Source organism: Leptospira perolatii (assembly GCF_002811875.1).
GTDB lineage: Bacteria > Spirochaetota > Leptospiria > Leptospirales > Leptospiraceae > Leptospira_B > Leptospira_B perolatii.
In genome coordinates, this window is the sequence record NZ_NPDZ01000022.1 from 1 (window position 1) to 18,560 (window position 18,560).

Annotated in this window: 19 protein-coding genes; 12 read left to right on the forward strand and 7 right to left on the reverse strand. The window is 42.3% G+C overall.

The window, feature by feature from the left end:
* The first annotated feature begins 240 nt into the window (after positions 1 to 240).
* The 4 genes from CH373_RS17935 to CH373_RS17950 are packed head-to-tail and all read left to right on the forward strand — an operon-like array spanning position 241 to position 4,250.
* Positions 241 to 1,461: a hypothetical protein gene (locus CH373_RS17935; RefSeq protein ID WP_100715472.1), complete on the forward strand. Its 1,221-nt coding sequence runs from the start codon at positions 241 to 243 to the stop codon at positions 1,459 to 1,461.
* Between the two features lie 43 nt (positions 1,462 to 1,504).
* On the forward strand, positions 1,505 to 2,533 hold the full coding sequence (locus CH373_RS17940) for a synaptic vesicle VAT-1 family membrane protein (protein ID WP_100715473.1): 1,029 nt from the start codon (positions 1,505 to 1,507) through the stop codon (positions 2,531 to 2,533).
* Between the two features lie 42 nt (positions 2,534 to 2,575).
* Positions 2,576 to 3,487: a polyprenyl synthetase family protein gene (locus tag CH373_RS17945; RefSeq protein ID WP_100715474.1), complete on the forward strand. Its 912-nt coding sequence runs from the start codon at positions 2,576 to 2,578 to the stop codon at positions 3,485 to 3,487.
* Positions 3,468 to 4,250 carry a TlyA family RNA methyltransferase gene (locus CH373_RS17950; RefSeq protein WP_100715475.1) on the forward strand — a complete coding sequence of 261 codons (783 nt, stop codon included), beginning with the start codon at positions 3,468 to 3,470 and terminating at the stop codon, positions 4,248 to 4,250. The genes CH373_RS17945 and CH373_RS17950 overlap by 20 nt, the downstream gene beginning before the upstream one ends.
* Here CH373_RS17950 and CH373_RS17955 read toward each other — a convergent pair.
* Complete coding sequence (locus tag CH373_RS17955) at positions 4,247 to 4,720, reverse strand: MarR family winged helix-turn-helix transcriptional regulator (RefSeq protein WP_100715476.1); 474 nt, start codon at positions 4,718 to 4,720, stop codon at positions 4,247 to 4,249. The genes CH373_RS17950 and CH373_RS17955 overlap by 4 nt on opposite strands.
* 94 nt (positions 4,721 to 4,814) lie before the next feature.
* Between CH373_RS17955 and CH373_RS17960 the strand changes: the two genes are divergently transcribed.
* Positions 4,815 to 6,134 carry an FAD-dependent oxidoreductase gene (locus CH373_RS17960; RefSeq protein WP_100715477.1) on the forward strand — a complete coding sequence of 440 codons (1,320 nt, stop codon included), beginning with the start codon at positions 4,815 to 4,817 and terminating at the stop codon, positions 6,132 to 6,134.
* 86 nt (positions 6,135 to 6,220) lie between these two features.
* Here the strand turns inward: CH373_RS17960 and CH373_RS17965 are convergent, their stop codons facing one another.
* A complete protein-coding gene (locus CH373_RS17965; RefSeq protein WP_100715478.1) occupies positions 6,221 to 7,801 on the reverse strand; it encodes a flavin-containing monooxygenase in 1,581 nt (526 codons plus the stop codon).
* A 326-nt stretch (positions 7,802 to 8,127) separates the two neighbouring features.
* On the opposite strand from CH373_RS17965, the gene CH373_RS17970 reads away from it, so the two are divergent.
* A complete protein-coding gene (locus tag CH373_RS17970) occupies positions 8,128 to 8,724 on the forward strand; it encodes an NADPH-dependent FMN reductase (RefSeq protein WP_243393467.1) in 597 nt (198 codons plus the stop codon).
* 68 nt (positions 8,725 to 8,792) lie between these two features.
* Here CH373_RS17970 and CH373_RS17975 read toward each other — a convergent pair whose 3' ends face one another.
* The 3 genes from CH373_RS17975 to fcpA form a co-directional block, all read right to left on the reverse strand.
* On the reverse strand, positions 8,793 to 9,365 hold the full coding sequence (locus CH373_RS17975) for an ankyrin repeat domain-containing protein (RefSeq protein ID WP_100715488.1): 573 nt from the start codon (positions 9,363 to 9,365) through the stop codon (positions 8,793 to 8,795).
* 211 nt (positions 9,366 to 9,576) lie between these two features.
* On the reverse strand, positions 9,577 to 10,347 hold the full coding sequence (locus tag CH373_RS17980; protein ID WP_100715479.1) for a hypothetical protein: 771 nt from the start codon (positions 10,345 to 10,347) through the stop codon (positions 9,577 to 9,579).
* Positions 10,348 to 10,612: 265 nt separating this feature from the next.
* A complete protein-coding gene (fcpA, locus tag CH373_RS17985) occupies positions 10,613 to 11,530 on the reverse strand; it encodes a flagellar coiling protein FcpA (protein WP_100715480.1) in 918 nt (305 codons plus the stop codon).
* A 304-nt stretch (positions 11,531 to 11,834) separates the two neighbouring features.
* Here fcpA and zapE point away from each other — a divergent pair, with 304 nt between their 5' ends.
* From zapE to CH373_RS18010, 4 genes are all read left to right on the forward strand, one after another.
* Positions 11,835 to 12,689, forward strand: coding sequence for an AFG1/ZapE family ATPase (gene zapE, locus CH373_RS17995; protein WP_165778871.1), 855 nt, complete (start codon positions 11,835 to 11,837; stop codon positions 12,687 to 12,689).
* Positions 12,690 to 12,691: 2 nt separating this feature from the next.
* A complete protein-coding gene (gene folK / locus CH373_RS18000) occupies positions 12,692 to 13,126 on the forward strand; it encodes a 2-amino-4-hydroxy-6-hydroxymethyldihydropteridine diphosphokinase (RefSeq protein WP_100715482.1) in 435 nt (144 codons plus the stop codon).
* Positions 13,127 to 13,140: 14 nt separating this feature from the next.
* On the forward strand, positions 13,141 to 13,941 hold the full coding sequence (gene panB, locus CH373_RS18005; RefSeq protein WP_100715483.1) for a 3-methyl-2-oxobutanoate hydroxymethyltransferase: 801 nt from the start codon (positions 13,141 to 13,143) through the stop codon (positions 13,939 to 13,941).
* 94 nt (positions 13,942 to 14,035) lie between these two features.
* Entirely contained in the window at positions 14,036 to 15,178 is a 1,143-nt protein-coding gene (locus tag CH373_RS18010) for an N-acetylneuraminate synthase family protein (protein WP_100715489.1), read from the forward strand.
* A 13-nt stretch (positions 15,179 to 15,191) separates the two neighbouring features.
* Here CH373_RS18010 and CH373_RS18015 read toward each other — a convergent pair whose 3' ends face one another.
* Positions 15,192 to 15,542, reverse strand: coding sequence for an Hpt domain-containing protein (locus tag CH373_RS18015; protein ID WP_100715484.1), 351 nt, complete (start codon positions 15,540 to 15,542; stop codon positions 15,192 to 15,194).
* 165 nt (positions 15,543 to 15,707) lie between these two features.
* On the opposite strand from CH373_RS18015, the gene lpxA reads away from it, so the two are divergent.
* Positions 15,708 to 16,487, forward strand: a complete 780-nt coding sequence (gene lpxA, locus CH373_RS18020; protein ID WP_100715485.1) for an acyl-ACP--UDP-N-acetylglucosamine O-acyltransferase — start codon at positions 15,708 to 15,710, stop codon at positions 16,485 to 16,487.
* The gene (gene galE / locus CH373_RS18025) at positions 16,484 to 17,461 is read left to right on the forward strand and encodes a UDP-glucose 4-epimerase GalE (protein ID WP_100715486.1); all 978 of its coding nucleotides are present in this window, start codon (positions 16,484 to 16,486) and stop codon (positions 17,459 to 17,461) included. Before lpxA ends, galE begins: the two co-directional genes overlap by 4 nt.
* A gap of 19 nt (positions 17,462 to 17,480) precedes the next feature.
* Here galE and CH373_RS18030 read toward each other — a convergent pair whose 3' ends face one another.
* Positions 17,481 to 18,266, reverse strand: coding sequence for a M15 family metallopeptidase (locus CH373_RS18030; RefSeq protein WP_243393468.1), 786 nt, complete (start codon positions 18,264 to 18,266; stop codon positions 17,481 to 17,483).
* Positions 18,267 to 18,560 lie beyond the last annotated feature (294 nt).

Genomic DNA, 18,560 nt, shown 5'->3' on the forward strand with positions numbered 1-18,560 from the left:
AAAAAGGTTAATTCAACAACCAAAAGTGTAACCCATGTCTCCGGTTTAAAGTGTTACCTATGTTCCCGGTTCTTCACTTTTTTGGGTGGGGGCCGGTCCGGTGGAGAGTTACCGTTCCCCGCATTTGCCCCTACTATCACGAACCGATTTTTCAATCAACCATCTTTCTTTTATGAAATCCTTGTAGGAGCTCCTACATTTTTTTCTTCCTTTCGATGCTTCAAATTGAAAACTCAATGAATGAACTGGAAATTCCAGAAGTTCAGAGCCGGCCAATTGAATCGATGGGAATTTTTGATTCCACCAGGAACCGCCACGGAAACAGACGCATATTTGGCCGACGTGTTTGGTGCTCCGTTTTTACCAGGACAGTCAATTCCAACAGGACAAGTATTTCCTGAAAAATTCATATTAGAAAAATCGAATTTTAAACAGGCTTTAGAGATTCTGGCGAGAATTCCTTGGCTAACGGATTTCAGATTAAATCTCGGAAAATACAAATTAGACAAAGCATTCAGTTTTGATGGGTTTGAGTCCGCTTTAAAAGATTCTGGCTTATTGCCTTCCGGCTGGAGCCTGAAACTTCATCCACAAGCCAAAGGAAATTCCTCGTTAGGTAGGGAAGAAATCCAAACCTTATGGGATGAACACAAGTCCTCGTTCCAAGATGGGTCGCTTTTTACCGAGTTGAATGCTTTATGCATCGGACATGAAATGATTCTTTCGCTCAGCATGTGCGGCGACCCTCTATTCAAAAGAGGACGATTTAAGCCGCTAGGCAAATCCGCTCCGGTTCGTGAGAATTTGGCATCTTTTCTTCTTTGGCGTTTGCAACAAAGATTAAGCGAAGTGGACGCACTTATTGTCCCGTTTGCCGGGTCCGGGACGTTTGTATGGGAAGGAGCCCATCGAATTTTAAGCCTTAGTTTCCCTCATTATAAAAGGAGATTTTTTTTTCAGGACCTTCTTGAGTTTCCCCAAAACACTTGGGAATTTTTGTATTCCAGGCTTTTACGGGAAAGAAGTAATGATCATCTGAAAATTTGGATCAACGAACTAGAACGGGAAACTTGGAACTACTTGCAGGAAAGAAAGGAGGAATATTCTAAATATCTAATAGATTTGAATTCTTCTTTTGCTCTAGACTTTTCCGGTGAAAACTCTGATTTCTTTACCGTGAATTCGAAGATAGTCTGGGAGTCTCTTGGGGAGCCAAAGAATATATGGATTCCGGTCAATCCTCCTTATGGCCTTAGAATTCAAACGGGGTCTAATTCTAACTTTTATCGAAAACTAGGAAGAAAACTATCGGAATGGAAAAATTTACCCGCGAACGTAGTCGGATTTGTAATGTGCCCAACGGAACAGTCGTGGTCGGAAATATTAAATGAATTAAAGAAACACGTTGAAACTATACATGTGACTCATGGAGGAATGGATCTTAGGGTGCTTTATTTTTAGTTTTTTCCTTTTATTCAAAAAGTAGAAGCCTCATTATGCCAACATGGTTCGAAAGGTCTATCGAATTGAAGCAAAGGGATCTATCGATCACCTGGAGCTTGCTGAAGAAGAATTGTCTCCTCATGGAGACAACGAAGTCGCGGTAGCCGTAAGGGCCATCGGCTTAAATTTTGCCGACATATTTGCCATCCAAGGATTGTACAGCGCGACTCCAAAAGGACCTTTTGTTCCTGGACTTGAATATTCAGGAATCGTTTTGGCAGTAGGCAAGAAGGTAAAACAGTTCAAGAAAAATGATAAGGTGATGGGTGTCACTAGATTCGGAGCCTATGCTAATCATCTAAATATTGATCATAGATATTTGTATAAGTTACCCGCACGCTGGTCCTTTGAGGATGGTGCAGGCTTTCTTGTCCAAGGTTTAACTGCGTATTATGCTCTAGTTCCTTTAGGCAATCTTCAAAAAGGACAGAATATATTGATTCATAGCGCAGCCGGCGGTGTCGGAATCTATGCCAATCGAATTGCAAAGAAATTTGGTGCTCGGACAATTGGAGCAGTTGGCAGTGCCGCTAAAATACCACTTTTGGAAAAGGAAGGCTACGATAGCTGGATCATTCGATCCTCGCAATTTGCTGCGGATCTGCTAACTATTCTTGGAGAAAAGGAACTGCATTTGGTTTTGGAATGTATCGGCGGCAAGATATTCCAGGCTAGCTATGATGCTCTATCTCCTATGGGTCGAATCGTCGTTTACGGTTCCGCATCTTTCATGACTCCTGGGGACCGAATCAACTGGCTATCTGTAATTTGGAGATATTTGACTCGACCAAAGGTGGACGTAATGGAAATCATTTCTTCTAACAAAGCGGTTCTGGGCTTCAATTTGATTTGGCTCTACGAAAAAGTGGATGAGCTTTCTATACATTTAAAAAATCTGATAAAGTTAAATTTGGAACCTCCTCATATCGGCTCTGTTTTTCCGTTTTCTGAATTGCCCGACGCCCTTAAGCTTTTCCAGTCCGGAAGAACAACTGGTAAGGTAGTTGTTAGTCTAAGCGAAGAAGGATAAATCAAATTGCAGTCAGTTCATCGACATGCCCTAACATCGCAGATGTCTAACGCAAAACAAGAGTTAGAACGATATTTAGAAATCAAGGTATATTCGAAATTTCGAATGGAGTGTGCCTCGGAATTGGCGGAAGCCATGGAATACAGCCTAAAAGCAGGCGGAAAGAGGCTCAGATCTATTCTTTGTTTTGCTTCCTTCGGTTCGATTTCTCAGGATTCACTCGCGCTGGCTACATCTTTAGAATGTATTCATACATATTCCTTAATTCACGATGACCTTCCGAGCATGGACAACGACGATTTCCGTCGTGGGATACAGACGTTACATAAAAAGTTTTCCGAAGCCACAGCGATTTTGGCGGGAGACGCTTTGCAAAGCTATGCTTTTGAATGGCTGACCTTTGCCGAAGGAAATCCTGGAGATAAATTCTTACACAGAGATTTGGTAAGAATTCTACACGAAGGTGGAGGAGCGCCTGGAATGGTGTCCGGTCAGGTCTACGACTTGGCTTTAGAAAGAAAACCGGAATCATTAAAAGGATCCAAGGAAGAGCTTTTGAAAAAAACTCATCGATTGAAAACGGGCGCTCTGATCCGAGCCTCCGTTTTACTCGGCAATCGTCTAAGAAAGGATTCGATAAAGTTACAATCTGCGTTCTCAGAATACGGTGAAAAGCTCGGAATGCTATTTCAAATTACAGATGATATTTTGGACGTTGAAGGAAATCAGAAAGAATTGGGAAAGACCCCAGGCAAAGACCATCGTTCCGGGAAAATCACGTATCCATCTCTTTTTGGATTAGAAAAATGTAAACAAATGGTTTCAGAAATTGTCAAGAGTCTGGCCGAGCTTGGTTCTCGGTTAGATTCAGAGATCTTGAATAGTGGAGAGGGCGGCCAGTTTCCCGAATTTTTCCGCTCCTTACCCGAAAGTCTTGGCTCGCGGAAAAATTAGATTAGATAGACTTCTTCTTGAAAGAGGTCTGGCTGAAGATCTTTCAAAAGCTCAAAGTCTAATTTTATCCGGATCCGTGTTGGTCAACGACCAAGTAGTGGATAAAGTTGGACTTCTATTTGCCGAAGATTCTTCCGTACGATTAAAGGAAGTAATTCCCAAGTATGTGAGTAGGGGCGCCTTTAAACTGAAAAAGGCATTCGAACTTTGGAATATAGATCTTTCTGATAAACTATGTTTGGACTGGGGCGCTTCCACCGGCGGTTTTACTCAAGTGCTTTTAGAGCAAGGCGCAAAGAACATTTTTGCTTTTGATGTTGGATACGGACAGATGGTGTCGCGTATAGCAAAAGATCCTAGGGTGAAAGTGATCGATCGATTTCATGTAAAGAACATCACCTGGGATATTTTGGAAGAACTTTGGAAATCGGCAGAATCAAGCGATTTTCCCGAGAAAATATTTCTAGTCATGGATTTAAGCTTTATTTCTCTTCGGAACGTATTTCCGATTGTTAAGAGACTTCATGACCAAGTTCCGGGGCGAAGCTGGTCTGGATTTAGTCTGATCAAGCCCCAGTTTGAAGTAGATCCGAAGTTTTTAACAAAAGGAATTCTAACGGATCCGAAGATCCGATTGCGGACTGTTCGGTCTTTACTAAGGTTTGCAAGAAAGGAATCAGGGATAAAATTATTATCCCTTTCCGAATCTCCCATTGCCGGTGCCGACGGAAATCAAGAAATTCTAATGTACTGGTCGATTTAATCTTTTGGTTGCAGCTTATTGGTTTCTTCCCTAAAAGTTACAGTCAACTTTCGAATGAAATCCAGTATGGTAGCTAATTCGCTGTCTTTATAATTGGAATAAAGTCCAGTTAGAGAGTTAACCAAAGACGAAAAAATTTGTCCCTGTTTTTCATATTCGTCGAATATCGGTTTCACGAATACCTTCCTGCGATCCTTAGCATCTCTGACTCTTTCTACGAACCCTAACTTTTCTAGACGATCGATTAATCCTGTAACCGAAGCCGTTGCCAATCCGGTTTCTTCCGCAATTTCGCCGGCGGTTAGGGGGCCTTTTCTATCCAATATGTCCATCGTTTTGCTATCGGTTGCGTTCAAGCCCATTTGATTGCCGATGGCAGTGTGGAACATAACTATCGCAGCTCCATTCTCTCGACCTGCTTGCAGGAGTTCCTGGATCAGTTTTTGCTTTTCGGAAGATATTTTTTTCATTGACAAATTTCCAGAAATACTTTAATAAACCGAATATCTCGGTTTAGCGAGATATTCGGTTTGAGGAACCATAACATTTGGAGGATCGTATATTATGGAAATTCTGCAAGAAAAAAACGCGCATAGTGGCCTTCCTTTGAGAAAGAAGCCTTTGGAAGTTCTGATCATAGGGGGAGGATTGGGCGGTCTATGTCTTGCCCAAGGGTTAAAGAAATCTGGGATTCAGGTACAAGTTTTTGAGAGGGACTTTTCTCCTACAAGCAGGTTGGAGGGGTACCGAATTCATATTGACCCCAACGGAGCCAGGGCATTACAGAATTGCTTGCCGGAAGAATTGTTTCAAACTCTGCAAGATGCTAGTGGCCCTGCCAGTGTAGCTTTTACTTTTCTAGATGAAAGATTGCGGAAGCTACTCCAATTAAGGGACAGCTCCCAAAAAATGGACGATGTCTTGTTGCATCGGTCTGCCAGTAGAATTCTACTCAGGTCCTTACTCTTGCAAGGTCTGGAGGGGAACGTTCATTTTGATAAACGTTTTTCTAAGTTTGAAATTCAGGCAGATCGTGTTACCGCATATTTTGAAGATGGGACTTCTGCAACCGGAGACTTGCTCATTGGAGCAGATGGAGCAAACTCCAGAGTAAGAAAGCAATTTTTACCGGAAGCTCAAAGAATCTACACAGAAGTGCTAGCTATCATGGGCAAGACACCTTTGACTTCAAAAATAAGAAGTTTACTGCCAGAAGAGTTGCTCCTGGGGCCCGGTTCAATTCTGGCTCCAAAAGGAAGAGGAATGTTTCTTGCGATGCAAGAATTTCCGGAACGCGAAACTGGATTTGGAACCGTAAATGACATCGAAGACGTTACGAAAAATTACCAAGATTATGTAATGTGGGCATTCAGCACGAAAGAGCCAAATTATAAAAACTTTATAAATGAAGCTCGAAATGCTTCGCCGGAGGAACTCAGAATTTTGGTTTTAAAAATGATTGATTCTTGGGATCCAAGAGTCTCCGGCCTCGTTGCAAACGCAGATCTGGAGTCCATTCTCGCAGTACCGATCCATTCCTCGGTTAGAGTAGAACCTTGGAAGACTGGAAGAGTAACTTTGCTAGGAGATTCGATCCACAGCATGACCCCAGCTAGAGGTATTGGTGCGAATACTGCCTTTAGAGATGCTAGCCTTTTGCGAGAAAAAATAAGTGGCGCGGTCGATTCAAACGAAAGCTTGGAAAAGGCTATCGGCGAATACGAATTGAAGATGATAGAATACGGATTTCAGGCTGTCGATGATTCTTTAGAGGCGCTCGAGTTGATCGTAAATGAAAGCAGGTTTGCCCGAGGAGTTACTAAATCCGTTTTTAGACTGTTCGAAGCAATTCCTGCACTAAAGCGAAAAGTATTTCAGGATTAAGATTCTTGTGTAGCCAATCCGGACAGGGCATGGAACTTTCTGACTGAATCTGACGATTGTCCCATGCTCGGTAAGGAAGTCGGATTTCAGAAAAATGGGGATCCGGCTAACAAGGAAAAACGGGTTCCAAAACTTAATGATTCTTTTTCTCCGTTCGTTCGAACAAATTCAAAATCACTAGTTTTTAAGAAATAAGTGCGAGCCTTAAATTCAAACGTAAATCCGGGCCAAAGAGTAGTATTTTTTCCAGATTGAGTATTGTACCAGCTTACGCAGCCGCCCGTAGACCATACAGACTTTGCCAATCTATCATGTATCTCTCGATTGAATTTGTCTTGGGCGCTTTGTTTGACATCCAGATATTTTACATTTTTCTTTCGGAGAGAACGTATACACTGTAGGATGTACTGCGCCTGAGATTCTATCATCAGAATCATCGAGCTATGTCCCAACCCAGTATTTGGTCCCACAATCATAAAGAAATTAGGAAAACCAGAAACGCAGGTTCCTAAATATGCTTCTGGGCCATTTTTCCAGATGTCAGCCAAATCCATTTGGTTTTTTCCTTTTACTTCAAAAGGAGGAGTAGCCTCGGCTGCTTGGAAACCGGTAGCGAATACGATTGCATCGACTTTGTGTTCCACATTGTCACTTCCGATGACTCCGTTTTTAGTGACTGCTACTATTCCGTGTGGAATTAAGGAAACGTTTTCCCTAGTTAGAGCTGGATAATAATCGTTGGAAAGCAGAACTCTTTTGCAACCGATTGTAAAGTTCGGAGTTACTTGCTTTTGCAAAATAGGATCCTGAATTTTTTTCGCGATGTATCTCCTTCCCAGTTTTTCGAAAGTTTTCATGATCTTGGGATGAATCGCGAATGCGACGACTCCTATTTCGTGCATCCAATATAATAATTTTCTAAATACCCATCTGAATGGAGGAACGAATTTGAACAAAAGCCGCACTGGTTTTGCTATCTTTGCATCTAGCTTAGGCAAAATCCACGGTGCAGTTCTTTGAAACAAAAGTAATTTCGAGACCGTCGGAGCGATTGCGGGAACGATTTGAATTGCGCTTGCACCGGTTCCGATTACCGCAACAGTCTTGCCTTTTAGATCGTATTCGTGATCCCATCTCGCAGAGTGAAATTTGGCTCCCTTGAATTGATCGATTCCTTTAATATTTGGCAATACAGGACGACTGAGTCCGCCTGTTCCGCTGACAACTGTCCTAGCTTTAAACTTTTCTCCTGATTCTGTCGCAACTTCCCAGAGTCCGGTTATTTCGTCAAAATAAGCGCCTGTTACTCCCGAATTCGTGCAGATATATGGCCTTAGCCCGTACTTGTCCGCACAATAGTTCATGTAGTTTAGAATTTCTTTTTGAGGTCCAAACTGTCTGCTCCAGCTGGATCTGGGCTCGAAGGAAAAAGAATAGAGGTGAGATTCTACGTCGCAGGCGGCTCCCGGATACGTATTGTCCCTCCAAGTTCCGCCGATTGATTCAGCTTTTTCAAAAATTACAAAGGACTTGATTCCTGCTTTTTTAAGTCGGATTCCCATACAAAGTCCTGCGAATCCAGATCCGATGATGACTGAATCGAGCACTTTCGTAGCATCCTGAGTTTTACTTTTCAACTTTGGCCTTTCTAATATTTGGGAATCCATTCGCACTCCTTTAAGAACAAACCTGATTTTTTGCCCTGATTCGGGTCTGTTCCATTCTCTTCACTATTGATATTGCATTCTAATCGATTCCAGGAGAACTGGCGTCCGATCTTATGAATTACTACTGCGAATTTCTCATTTATTTTGAAATCGGCTAGGATAATTTGCTCCCAGTCTTTCCCAGTCCTTTGCCATTAAATCGAATTCAGCTAACATTTGAATTTAACCGAAATTGCGCTATTTGGTATTTGGGTGTAAATTCGTCCGGGACTTTCCATCAAGTTACCTTTTCGAGAATACCGTGGAAGACGAATCCAAACTGTCTAATGCTTATTACAAAAGAAGGAATCAAAGGTCCTATGAATGTTCTGGCTATCTCGGGAAGTTTGCGTAAGAACTCCTACAATTCAGCTTTATTACGATCTGCTATGGAACTCCAACCGTCCGGAATGAAGATGCAAATTTCGAATTGTATCAGCGAACTTCCATTTTTTAATCCCGATTTGGATTCCGAGGAACTCCTTCCCGAGAAGGCAAAAACGTGGAAACATGAGTTGATAAAAGCGGACGCTGTACTCATTGCCAGCCCAGAGTATGTCTTTGAAATACCTGGAGTTTTGAAAAATGCTCTGGATTGGGTCGTAGGCAGCGGAGAGCTTATGAATAAACCTGTAGCGATTTGGAATGCTTCTCCCGGGTTAAGCGGTGGACAAAAAGTGCACTTACATCTTGGAAACACTCTCACGGTCATGACTGCGACCTTGGTCAAAAATGCGAGTCTTGTGATTCCGGCGGTAAATAAGAAGGTGGATCGCGAAGGTAATATCACCGACCTGGACCTGAAAGGTTTGCTCAAAAAAAGTCTAGAGGAGTTACTTCTGTCTTGGACAAAGACGAAAAATCTGGAAGAATCGAAGACCTAGCAGTTTCCTGCGTTCTGCGATTTCCCGAGCCACTAACAATATAACGATTTTCGAAAGTACTGAGAGGCTTACATTAAGTAAGTCTTTCCGTGTTTATCCTTGATGTTTGGATCGGCCCCATATTTTAGAAGAAGGTCGATGAAGTCGCTCATTCCATGAGACGACTTTGCCAGGTTCAAGCAAGTGACACCATCCTTGTCTTGCAAGTTTGGATCTGCTCCTTTCTCCAATAAGAATTGAAAGGACTCAAGCTTTGCATCGTTCAAGCAGTGGTGCAATGGTCCGAAACCATTGTTATCCTTTAGATTAGGATCTGCACCTTTCGATAAAAGAAAACTAAGGAGATCCTTCGATTCAGTTCGCAAAACTGCGTGAATCAAAGGTGTGCTTCCTGTCTCTTCGTCTTTTTTGTTCGGATCTGCACCGAGTTCGAAAAGAATTTTTGTGCATTCTAAACTTCCATAGTAGGCGGAGAGGGAGAGCGGAGTCATTCCATAGTTCAAAGGCTCGTCGATCGGAAATTCCTTCCTTAATAAGAGTGGTTTCAAATTCTCGGGGGAGTTTTTTCGAATCGCGTTCAGAATTCTACGGGAAAGTATAATTTTTGATAAGAAGTTCATGCATTTAGGTAAATGAATCATGAGTTCGTAATTGAGAATTGACCAATCTTTTTTAAGGAATTCGCTGAAATAGAATAATGTTTTTGTAGTTACAGTTTGCAAATCCGTATCGAATCAAAATAGAAGTGAATCCATTTAGCTTAAAATAAAAGGGCCCCGAGCTTTCCGCATCGGGGCCATAAGTACTTATTGAAAAAGAAGCACTCTCATATAGTATTTAGTACCGCCTCTATCATCTTTTTATAAAGAGGGTTCGTATGCACAGAGGAAACATAGAAGTGTGAGCGGGAACTCTGGTGATGCTCACTGGATAGAGCTTAGCTCCCCAAAGATCGTCACTGGAGTCTAACCAGAATTGGTCATAAGCATGTGAAGTGTAATTATGCTCCAAGGTAGTCAGGATGATAGCGATATTTACTCCACCTTTATCAGCCAATCCTGAATCGGGATTTTTCTCCCTGCAGTAGTGGGATGCTTTCCATTTTTCATCAACCGGTTGCTTTCCGAAAAAAGCACAAATCCCCGCGACTCCGTCTTTCGGATTGGATGCGTTTACAAAAAACTCGCCCTTCTTGCACTCAGAAGGTTGCGTTTGATTTTTTGAAGCGGATTCATCTTTCTTGGGTTCCGTTGTTGTACTAGGTGCAACATCTGGTTGTTTCGGAGGATTCTTTTCTAGATTGCTTGCAAGTTTGCGAGCTTGATCCGAAATTCCATCTAGATCTTGCATGCATTTTTTTAAGATTGTGACTGCACCTTTATAGTTCTTATAGTACTTCACATAATCTTCTCCGGTTTCGCAGTCTTTCCGTATTTTAACCAGCTTCGGGTGAACTTCTCCTTTTTGCTTGGGCGCTAATAGATCAACCTCAGAGGATACTTTCCTCAGTTTGCTTTTGCTTTCGGAGAGCAAAGACTGAGCGTCTTCGATCGTTTGGGCTGGTAGGTTGTTAACGCTCATACTCATTACAATGATAAGCGTTAGAATAAACTTTTGATTCACGATAGGTCACATCCTTGAGAAATTCTTGAGGAGAATTCCTTATTTATGATTTCCCAGGAACGTACGAAATTCAGTCAATGAATCGGGGTAGATTAACAGGGGTTACATTCCCCTTCTTAAAGCTTTTGTTTCTCTTGGGGAGGAGTGGTGCAAAAGGGAAATGGCGAAACCTCAAATCCCGAGAATTCATGGAGGCATTCAGAAAAAATAAAAAAGCCCCGGGTTTTACTCCGAGGCTTTATTATCTTTTTCGTGAAAGAGAGATTCAAGGACGAACTGAAATTACTTCATCCTTGTTGATCAAGCTAACAATATGTTTGTATTCAGGAGAATCTTTTCCATATTTTAGCTCGGTTGCGCGGAGTAAGTGAATGTTCTTCTTGTGACGGAATTTGAACATCTGGTCTTCACTTGCACCACCGTATTTTTTGATCATGTTTTCCTCAAAAGCGTAGCAGCTTGCGAGGTACTTATGAGCTGGGTATTCCTTCTCATTTTCATCCACCTCGATGTAGAGCTCCAGTATGGGGATACACTGAGGTAAGTTTTGCAGATCGTATTCAGTAATAATCCAAGATCTGTAAACATCCGATAATAAACGTTTGAATTCTGCGCGTTCACGAAGGTCCGGGTTTTTGATTTCATCTAAGTGATTGATTGCCTTAGTGAAATAATTCAAACCAAGCTGTTTCGCTTCTAGTTTCATTCTGGAAACGACTCGGTCTTCTCTCGCCTTGCGATCGACTTTTTGCCAGTACCATTTTTCATCCAAGCGTTTCTTCTCGGCTTCTTCTTTACGATACTGTTCGACGGCTTCTCTCATCTTTAGGACGGTGTTGACACCTGATTGATAGCTGGTCAGGGCAAGACGGAACTTGTTGTTCGCGAAAGCCTTTGATAGCTGATGGAGTTCCTGGAAGTTCTTATCGTAGCCTTTAAAGTCCGGGTTCTTCCAAATTGCTTCCTGCTCTTGGATTACCTTTTTACGCTTCTTCTGTTCTTCCGTAATATTCTTGTCGTCGTCTTCCGGGACAAGTTCTCCTTTGAGTAATTCATCGATCTTATCAGCCGCTGCCTTAGCTTCCTGTTGGTTCTGCCCTTGACCTTGTTCGTTCTGAGCAAACAAGGAAAGGTTAAGACCGACGATGGCCAGAAGAACGAATATTGTCTTCATCACCTTCATAGTGCTCACACCTGTGCCTTCTCTTTCAAAGATAGGATTTGGGAATAGGATAGTTAGTCCTTTCCCCTGTTTAACTATCGGTTGCCAACGCTGTAAGATAAACCGGACTAAAAATTTTTTTGTCTTTTTTACCTAGTTCGGGACATAACCGAAACGGCTTTTTTCAAAGCAATCCCCAGAATCCTTTATACAAATTCCAATTGCGAGCAGATTTTGTAGGAGCTCCAGGGTTTCTAGGAAGACAGTCGATTCTTAATTTCTTTGTTTCTCTTCCTTTATCACTTGGTATTCTGGGCTCAATTTTATGAATTTGAAACATCTGACTGATATTCGGGAAGGAACTCCCACTTGCACGATTTGCCAAGGAGTGGGATTCTACTTAGAAGAGAATGTGATCAATTCTTCGTCCGGCGTATTGGTTTTATGCTCCTGTATTGGGGATGCTTGTCGAACCTGCGATTCAAAAGGCAGGGCACCGTTTTTGGTCTTCGATGAAAGCCAAAATAGAATGATGCCTTGTGTTTGTCACAATGCTAGATTGGAATCGGATCGGATCGAGTTTTTGATTCGGAAGGCGGGAATTCCTCCTAGATACAAATACCGCACTTTGGATCGGATGGATACTTCTGAACTTTCTTTTTTGATCGCTCACGACTGGGCAGCAGATCTCGTTTTGAAATGGAAAGAGTTGGGAAAGTCCGCTCAAGGTCTTTATCTTTGGGGAGGAACCGGATCAGGCAAAACTCTTCTTGCTTGCGCAATATTAAACGAATTAGTTTTCAGATATGGAATGGAGTGCAAGTATGCAAAGATCAATAGAGACTTTCTTTCTACACTTAGGGATACCTACCAAAAAGACAGCGAACTTCATGGAATGGAAAAAACGATAGAGAGACAGTTTTCCGAGGTGGAAGTTTTAGTATTAGATGATTTTGGAGCGAATAAGGAATCCGATTGGGCAAATTCAAAATTGTACGACCTGATTGATTCCAGATACGAGCAGGAAAAGTTGACGATCCTGACTTCGAATATTTCCCTTTCGGCTTGGAAAGAGACCGCCGAAGGAAGAATTTTTTCAAGGCTAATGCAGATGACCAAGGAGATCCACTTGGATTGTCCTGATTATAGAGTGAGTCATTCAGTTCATGGAGGAGTCTAGGATTGGATTCGGAAAAAGTCTTCCTTTCCCTCGGATCAAACATCGGTGACAAGGAGCAGAATCTAAAAGAGGCAAATCGAAGAATCTCTGCAGATTCCAGAATAAGAATTGTTAAGGTAGGAACTCCTTTAGTGACCGCTGCACTGGAAGTGGTCGATCAACCTGACTTTCTAAATCAGATTATTCTCATCAATACAGATTTAGACCCTCACGAGTTGTTGAATGTTTTGCTTGAAATTGAGAATGCAATGGGAAGGGTTCGGACTCGTGACAAAGGACCAAGGCTGATCGATATCGATATTCTTGCATATAAGAGTATAAAAATGCACGAAAAAGGACTTCATCTTCCCCACCACAGTCTATATACTAGACCTTTCATTATTGATTTATTAAGCGAACTTCAAGAGTCGGATTTAGTATCTAAGTTTTCGAATTAAAGAGAGGAATTCTGATGAGGGACGTGCACAAAGTTTTCCCAAGAGGAAACAAACCTCTTCCTAGAAAAATATCCGTACTTACTTGTTACGACTTTACTTTTGCAAAACTTTTGGAAGAGGCAGAAGTAGACAGCATTCTTGTCGGAGATTCTTTAGGAATGGTGGTGCAGGGACAGAGAAGCACTCTTCCGGTAACCCTGGATGAGATGATTTACCATGCAAAAGCAGCTAGAAGAGGAGCTCCTAAGACATTTATAGTCACCGATCTTCCTTTTCTTTCTTATCAAGTTTCCCTCGAAGACGCGATCCAAAATGCGGGAAGAGTAATGAAGGAAACTGATTGCGATGCCGTAAAAATAGAAGGCGGCTCAGACGAAATCCTGGAACTCGTCAGAAAATTAGAACGGATCGGTGTTCCAGTTATGGGACATATCGGATTGACTCCTCAATCTATCAATGTATTCGGCGGACACAAGGTTCAGGGGAAAGCGGACCAAGAAAGCGCAAAATTGTTAAGAGAAGCGAAGGACTTATCCAATGCCGGAGCTTTTTCAGTAGTGCTTGAGCTTGTCCCGGCCCACCTCGCGAACGAAATTACTAGCTCGATTCATGTACCTACGATCGGAATCGGAGCTGGTCCTGGTACCGACGGGCAGGTTTTGGTGCTCTACGATCTCTTGGGTTTAAATAAAGACTTTCATCCTAAATTCTTGAAGACCTTTTTGGACGGTCACGGTGCGGTCTTGGGTGCGATTCAAAAGTACAAAGGCGAAGTGGAATCCGGAACTTATCCAGGGCCAGAAAATTCTTACTGACTCTTCACTGATGGATTTCTTGACGTTCCGGGTAGAATCGAAAGCCTGGAGTTAGAATCAATCGATACAGAGCCCGAATTTGGGCGGAGGCTACGTGGATATAGTCGAACTAGAGAAAGGCCATCCTGAAACAGAATCTAAGATTAAGACTCTCGCATCCGAATGCGGCAACCAAACTGAAATTATCCGTGGTGCAGCCGTTTCGGACACGATTCATTTCATCGGAGACACTAGAAAAATCTCCGAAAAGGAAGGGTATGTGAAGGAGCTCCCCGGAGTCTCTAGGATTTGGAACGTGTCCGCACCGTATAAAAATATCGCAAGAATTGCTGCCGGAAAAAATGGAGAGGTAGTCCATCGTGAAAATCGAGTCGTCGAAGTCAAAGGTGCAGACGGCCTGGTTAGAAAGTTCGGCGCAGGCAAACATATCTTCGTAGTGGGACCTGACTCTCCGCAAACCTACGAACAGACCGTCACAATCGCAAAACAGGCGGTTGAGCTTGGTAAAAAGTTTGGGATCCTAGACCGCATTATTTTCAGAGGCGGTGCATTTAAACCGAGGACCAGACCGACAGATTGGAGAGGACTTGGTTGGGAAGGAATTAAACTCCTAGACAAGGTAAAAGAGGAAACCGGTCTACCTTATGTAACCGAGGTTATGGATCATACTATGGCCGAGGAAGTTTCGAAGCACGCCGATATGATTCAGATCGGTACAAGAAATGCACAGGATTTTGAATTGCTCGAAGCAGTTGGTAGGGCAGGCAAACCTGTAATTTTGAAAAGAGGATTCGGCAACGAAGCTGTAGAATGGTTTTCTGCTGCAGAATATATTGCTAATCAAGGAAATCTTGATATAGTACTTTGCGAGCGAGGAGTAAAAACTCTCTTTATTAAAGAAGGCTACTGCAGAAATACTCCCGATTTGAACGTGATTACCCACGCAAAAAACCAAACAATTTTGCCGGTGATTTTTGATCCGAGTCACGTAGCTGGAGACGACAAGATCGTAGTATCTAACCTACTTGCTTCTCTTCCGTTCAACCCGGACGGCTCTATTACAGAAACCTTGCACGTGGAAGAGTTTAGAAAAGAGCAGATGTGCGACGCAGCACAAGCGCTACTGATGAGTCTTTACGAAAGAACGGTAGAAGCTATATTGACGTATGAGGAAAAAATAAAGCCGATTACTGATAAAGTGGATTCTTACTTTACGGAGCGCAAAGCCAAAAAGTAATTCTGTTCAGATCTTATTTTCCGGGATATTTGGTATTCAGTTCAGCTTTTGTCTGAGTCCAAATTTCTCCGAGAGAACTGCAAAGCTCGTGGCAGGAAGTCAAGTTACCATTTTTTAATAATTCCTCTGCATTTGCGATTGTAGTCCGCAATTTCTCTAATCCGAAATTTGCGGCTACACCTTTGGTCTGATGAAGCTCCGCTTGAAGTTCTGATTGTTTTTGATCAGAAGAAAACGAGACTATGTTTGTCAATCGAGAGCTCATATTCGTTTTTAGAGATTCAATCATCTCCGAAAGCCATTCCTTATCATCTTCATCATCTGCCTGTATTAGCGAATCCAATCGTGACCAGTCTACTAGCATATAGGTTTTTGTTTTCCCTGTAAAAAGTTTATCCTAAAGAAAACGAATTTGCACGTTCAAGAGAATCATTTATTAAAGAGTACATTCTACACCGCAAGCATTTAAGGCTTGAACAAAAAAACCATGTCCTTTTTCGTATTATCGAAGAATTAAGAGGCGGTTCTAATGAAAATTCACCCCACAGCAATTATTGATTCTAAGGCCGAATTGCATGAATCCGTGGAAGTCGGGGCTTACACAATCATTGAACGGGACGTAAATATCGGAGAAGGAACCATTATAGAGACCGGCGCGAGAATTATGGCCGGAACTAAAATCGGCAAATTTAACCGAGTGCATCACGGTACAGTATTAGGAGTCATGCCTCAGGATCTTTCCTTTGACCAAAATAAACCGACCAAGCTAATTATCGGTGACCATAATATTTTTCGGGAATACTCTAATATCCATAAAGGAACAAAAGAAGAAACTCCTACACTCATCGGTAATAAGAATTATTTTATGGGAAGTGTCCACGTCGGGCACGATTGCATTTTGGGAAATGAAAATATCCTAGTTCATGGGTGCGTGCTCGCAGGGCATACAACTTTAGGGAACAAGGTCTTTGTCTCTGGACTCGTGGCAATCCATCAGTTTTGTATCGTCGGTGACTACGCTATGGTTGCAGGACTTGCAAAAGTAGTGAAGGATGTTCCTCCATATTCGACAGCCGATGGCAATCCTTGCAGCATCATCGGCTTAAATACTGTGGGACTAAAAAGAGGTGGCTTCTCCCCTGAAACTAGAAACGCGATTAAAGCAGCATACAAGACGATTTATCATTCCGGATTGAACTTCAAACTAGCAATCGAAGAATTAGAGAAGCAATCGGATATTTCAAAAGAAGTGAGATCCATTATAGATTTCTTTAAGAATAGCGAAAGAGGAGTAATGGATCACAGGTGAGGATTCTTGTCACTGGTGGAGCCGGATATATCGGCAGCCATGTTGTAGTACTTCTTCTTGAGAAAGGATACGATGTCCTTGTCGTCGATAATATGGAAAAAGGAAACCCTATCAATTTGTTTCCCAAAGCCGAATTTATCGAGGGTGATATTCACGATGTTTCCATATTAAAAAAAGCTTTTGCTAAAAAAGTCGATGCAGTCTTTCACTTCGCCGCTTGGAAAGCCGCGGGTGAATCAATGACTGACCCTTCCAAATATGCACTGAACAATATCGCCGGAACTTTGCAGTTATTGGCGCATATGGATAAGGAAGGAACTAGAAACTTTATTTTTTCTTCCTCGGCCGCTGTGTACGGAGCTCCTAAATATCTTCCTTTGGATGAATTGCATCCTTTGGAGCCCGAGAACTATTACGGATACACAAAACTTGCAATTGAGGAGAATTTGCACTGGTACGCGGAACTAAAAGGATTTCGATTTGCAGCATTACGTTATTTTAATGCAGCTGGTTATGATCCGAGCGGCAGAATTCGTGGCTTAGAAAAGACTCCTGCCAACTTACTTCCGATTATCATGGAAGCTGCCACCGGAATGCGAAGCGGAATGGAAGTCTTTGGAGTTGATTATGACACCCAGGACGGAAGTTGCATCAGGGATTATATTCATGTAAGCGATCTTGCCTCTGCCCACGTTCTGAGTTTGGAATATCTATTTCGCGAACAGAAATCTCTAGTTGTTAATTTGGGAACTGGTCGAGGATTTTCAGTATTAGAAATGCTCGAGCTTGCCGAGAAAGTTTGTAATCGACCGATTCCCTATAAAATATCCGGTCGCAGAAACGGGGATCCCGCACAGTTGTGGGCCAAGGCTGACCAGGCCGAACGATTGCTAGGATGGAAGTGTAAATTCAGCGATCCAAAAACTATTCTTGAAACTATGTGGAGTGTGTATCAGGAGCAAGTTAAGAAATGAACTTTGCTTCTTTTCAAAGTTACTTAATTTTTAGACAATCTGGGTTAATGGAAGTTACATAGCTGAACGGAAGGTCATTCAGCTCTTCGGATCCTAAAAATAAGCCGGACAGATGGAGTTGGTTCTTTTTATATAACTTCACCCAATCTGCTTGAAACCGATTAGATAATGGGGCGTAGGACCAATGCCATTTTTCTTCATTGTATCCTTGCCCAGCTCGTTGCTGCTTAGGTGAATAAGGTTGACAGAAACCGAATTCGGAAGCGTTTTCGATCATCCATTTATAAAACTTTTCACCCTTGCCACCAGTTTCAAAATAAGAATTTTCTAAAGCATTTAGATCTAAATCTGTTCCCCAATGATGACGAGAAGTACCTGGCGCACTCGAGAATTCGAGAATGAGGTCTATAATTTCTTTCTTTGACTTCCCTTTGATCGAAACCCTCATTTTCCTTTTGCCAGTAAATTTCTCTTCCCAGATTCCTTTTTGTTCTTGAAAAGATCGAAATGCAGAAACTATGAAGGGAGCTTGGCGTTCTTCGGGGTGATCTTTTTTGAATGCTTGCACAAGTTGCTGAAAGGAGTGAAGGACCTCCTTCCTAAGAAAAAAAGTTCTGGGATCCCCAGGATTTTTGTAAGCTACCAGTGCCTTTTCTTTCGGGTAATTTCCTAGTAAATACTGAATCGGATCTTGACCGGCATAAATCTTCGAGTCGCTTTCCTGGGCAGAAAGATCAAAAAAAAATGCTAGTGCAATACCGAGCAGATAAAATCGAAAGAAAATCCGGTATTGCTTGAGCATCATACTTCCACAATGGAAAGTTTCCTTACCGGGAAAAGAAATTTTTGAAGCAACGAATCTATCTTCCGAACAGTACAATGAATGAAGTTAGATGAGAAAGGTTTGTAGGAGCTCCTACAAAAGACCGTTCGAAAAAAACGGATTGCAGAACCAAACGAGCTCTGATATCCGACTTGCAAGGCGTGCTGGGGGGTGCCCGCCACCAGCCCCCGCCCAGGAAGTGAAGAACCGGGAACATAGGTAACACTTTAAACCGGAGACATGGGTTACACTTTTGGTTGTTGAATTAACCTTTTT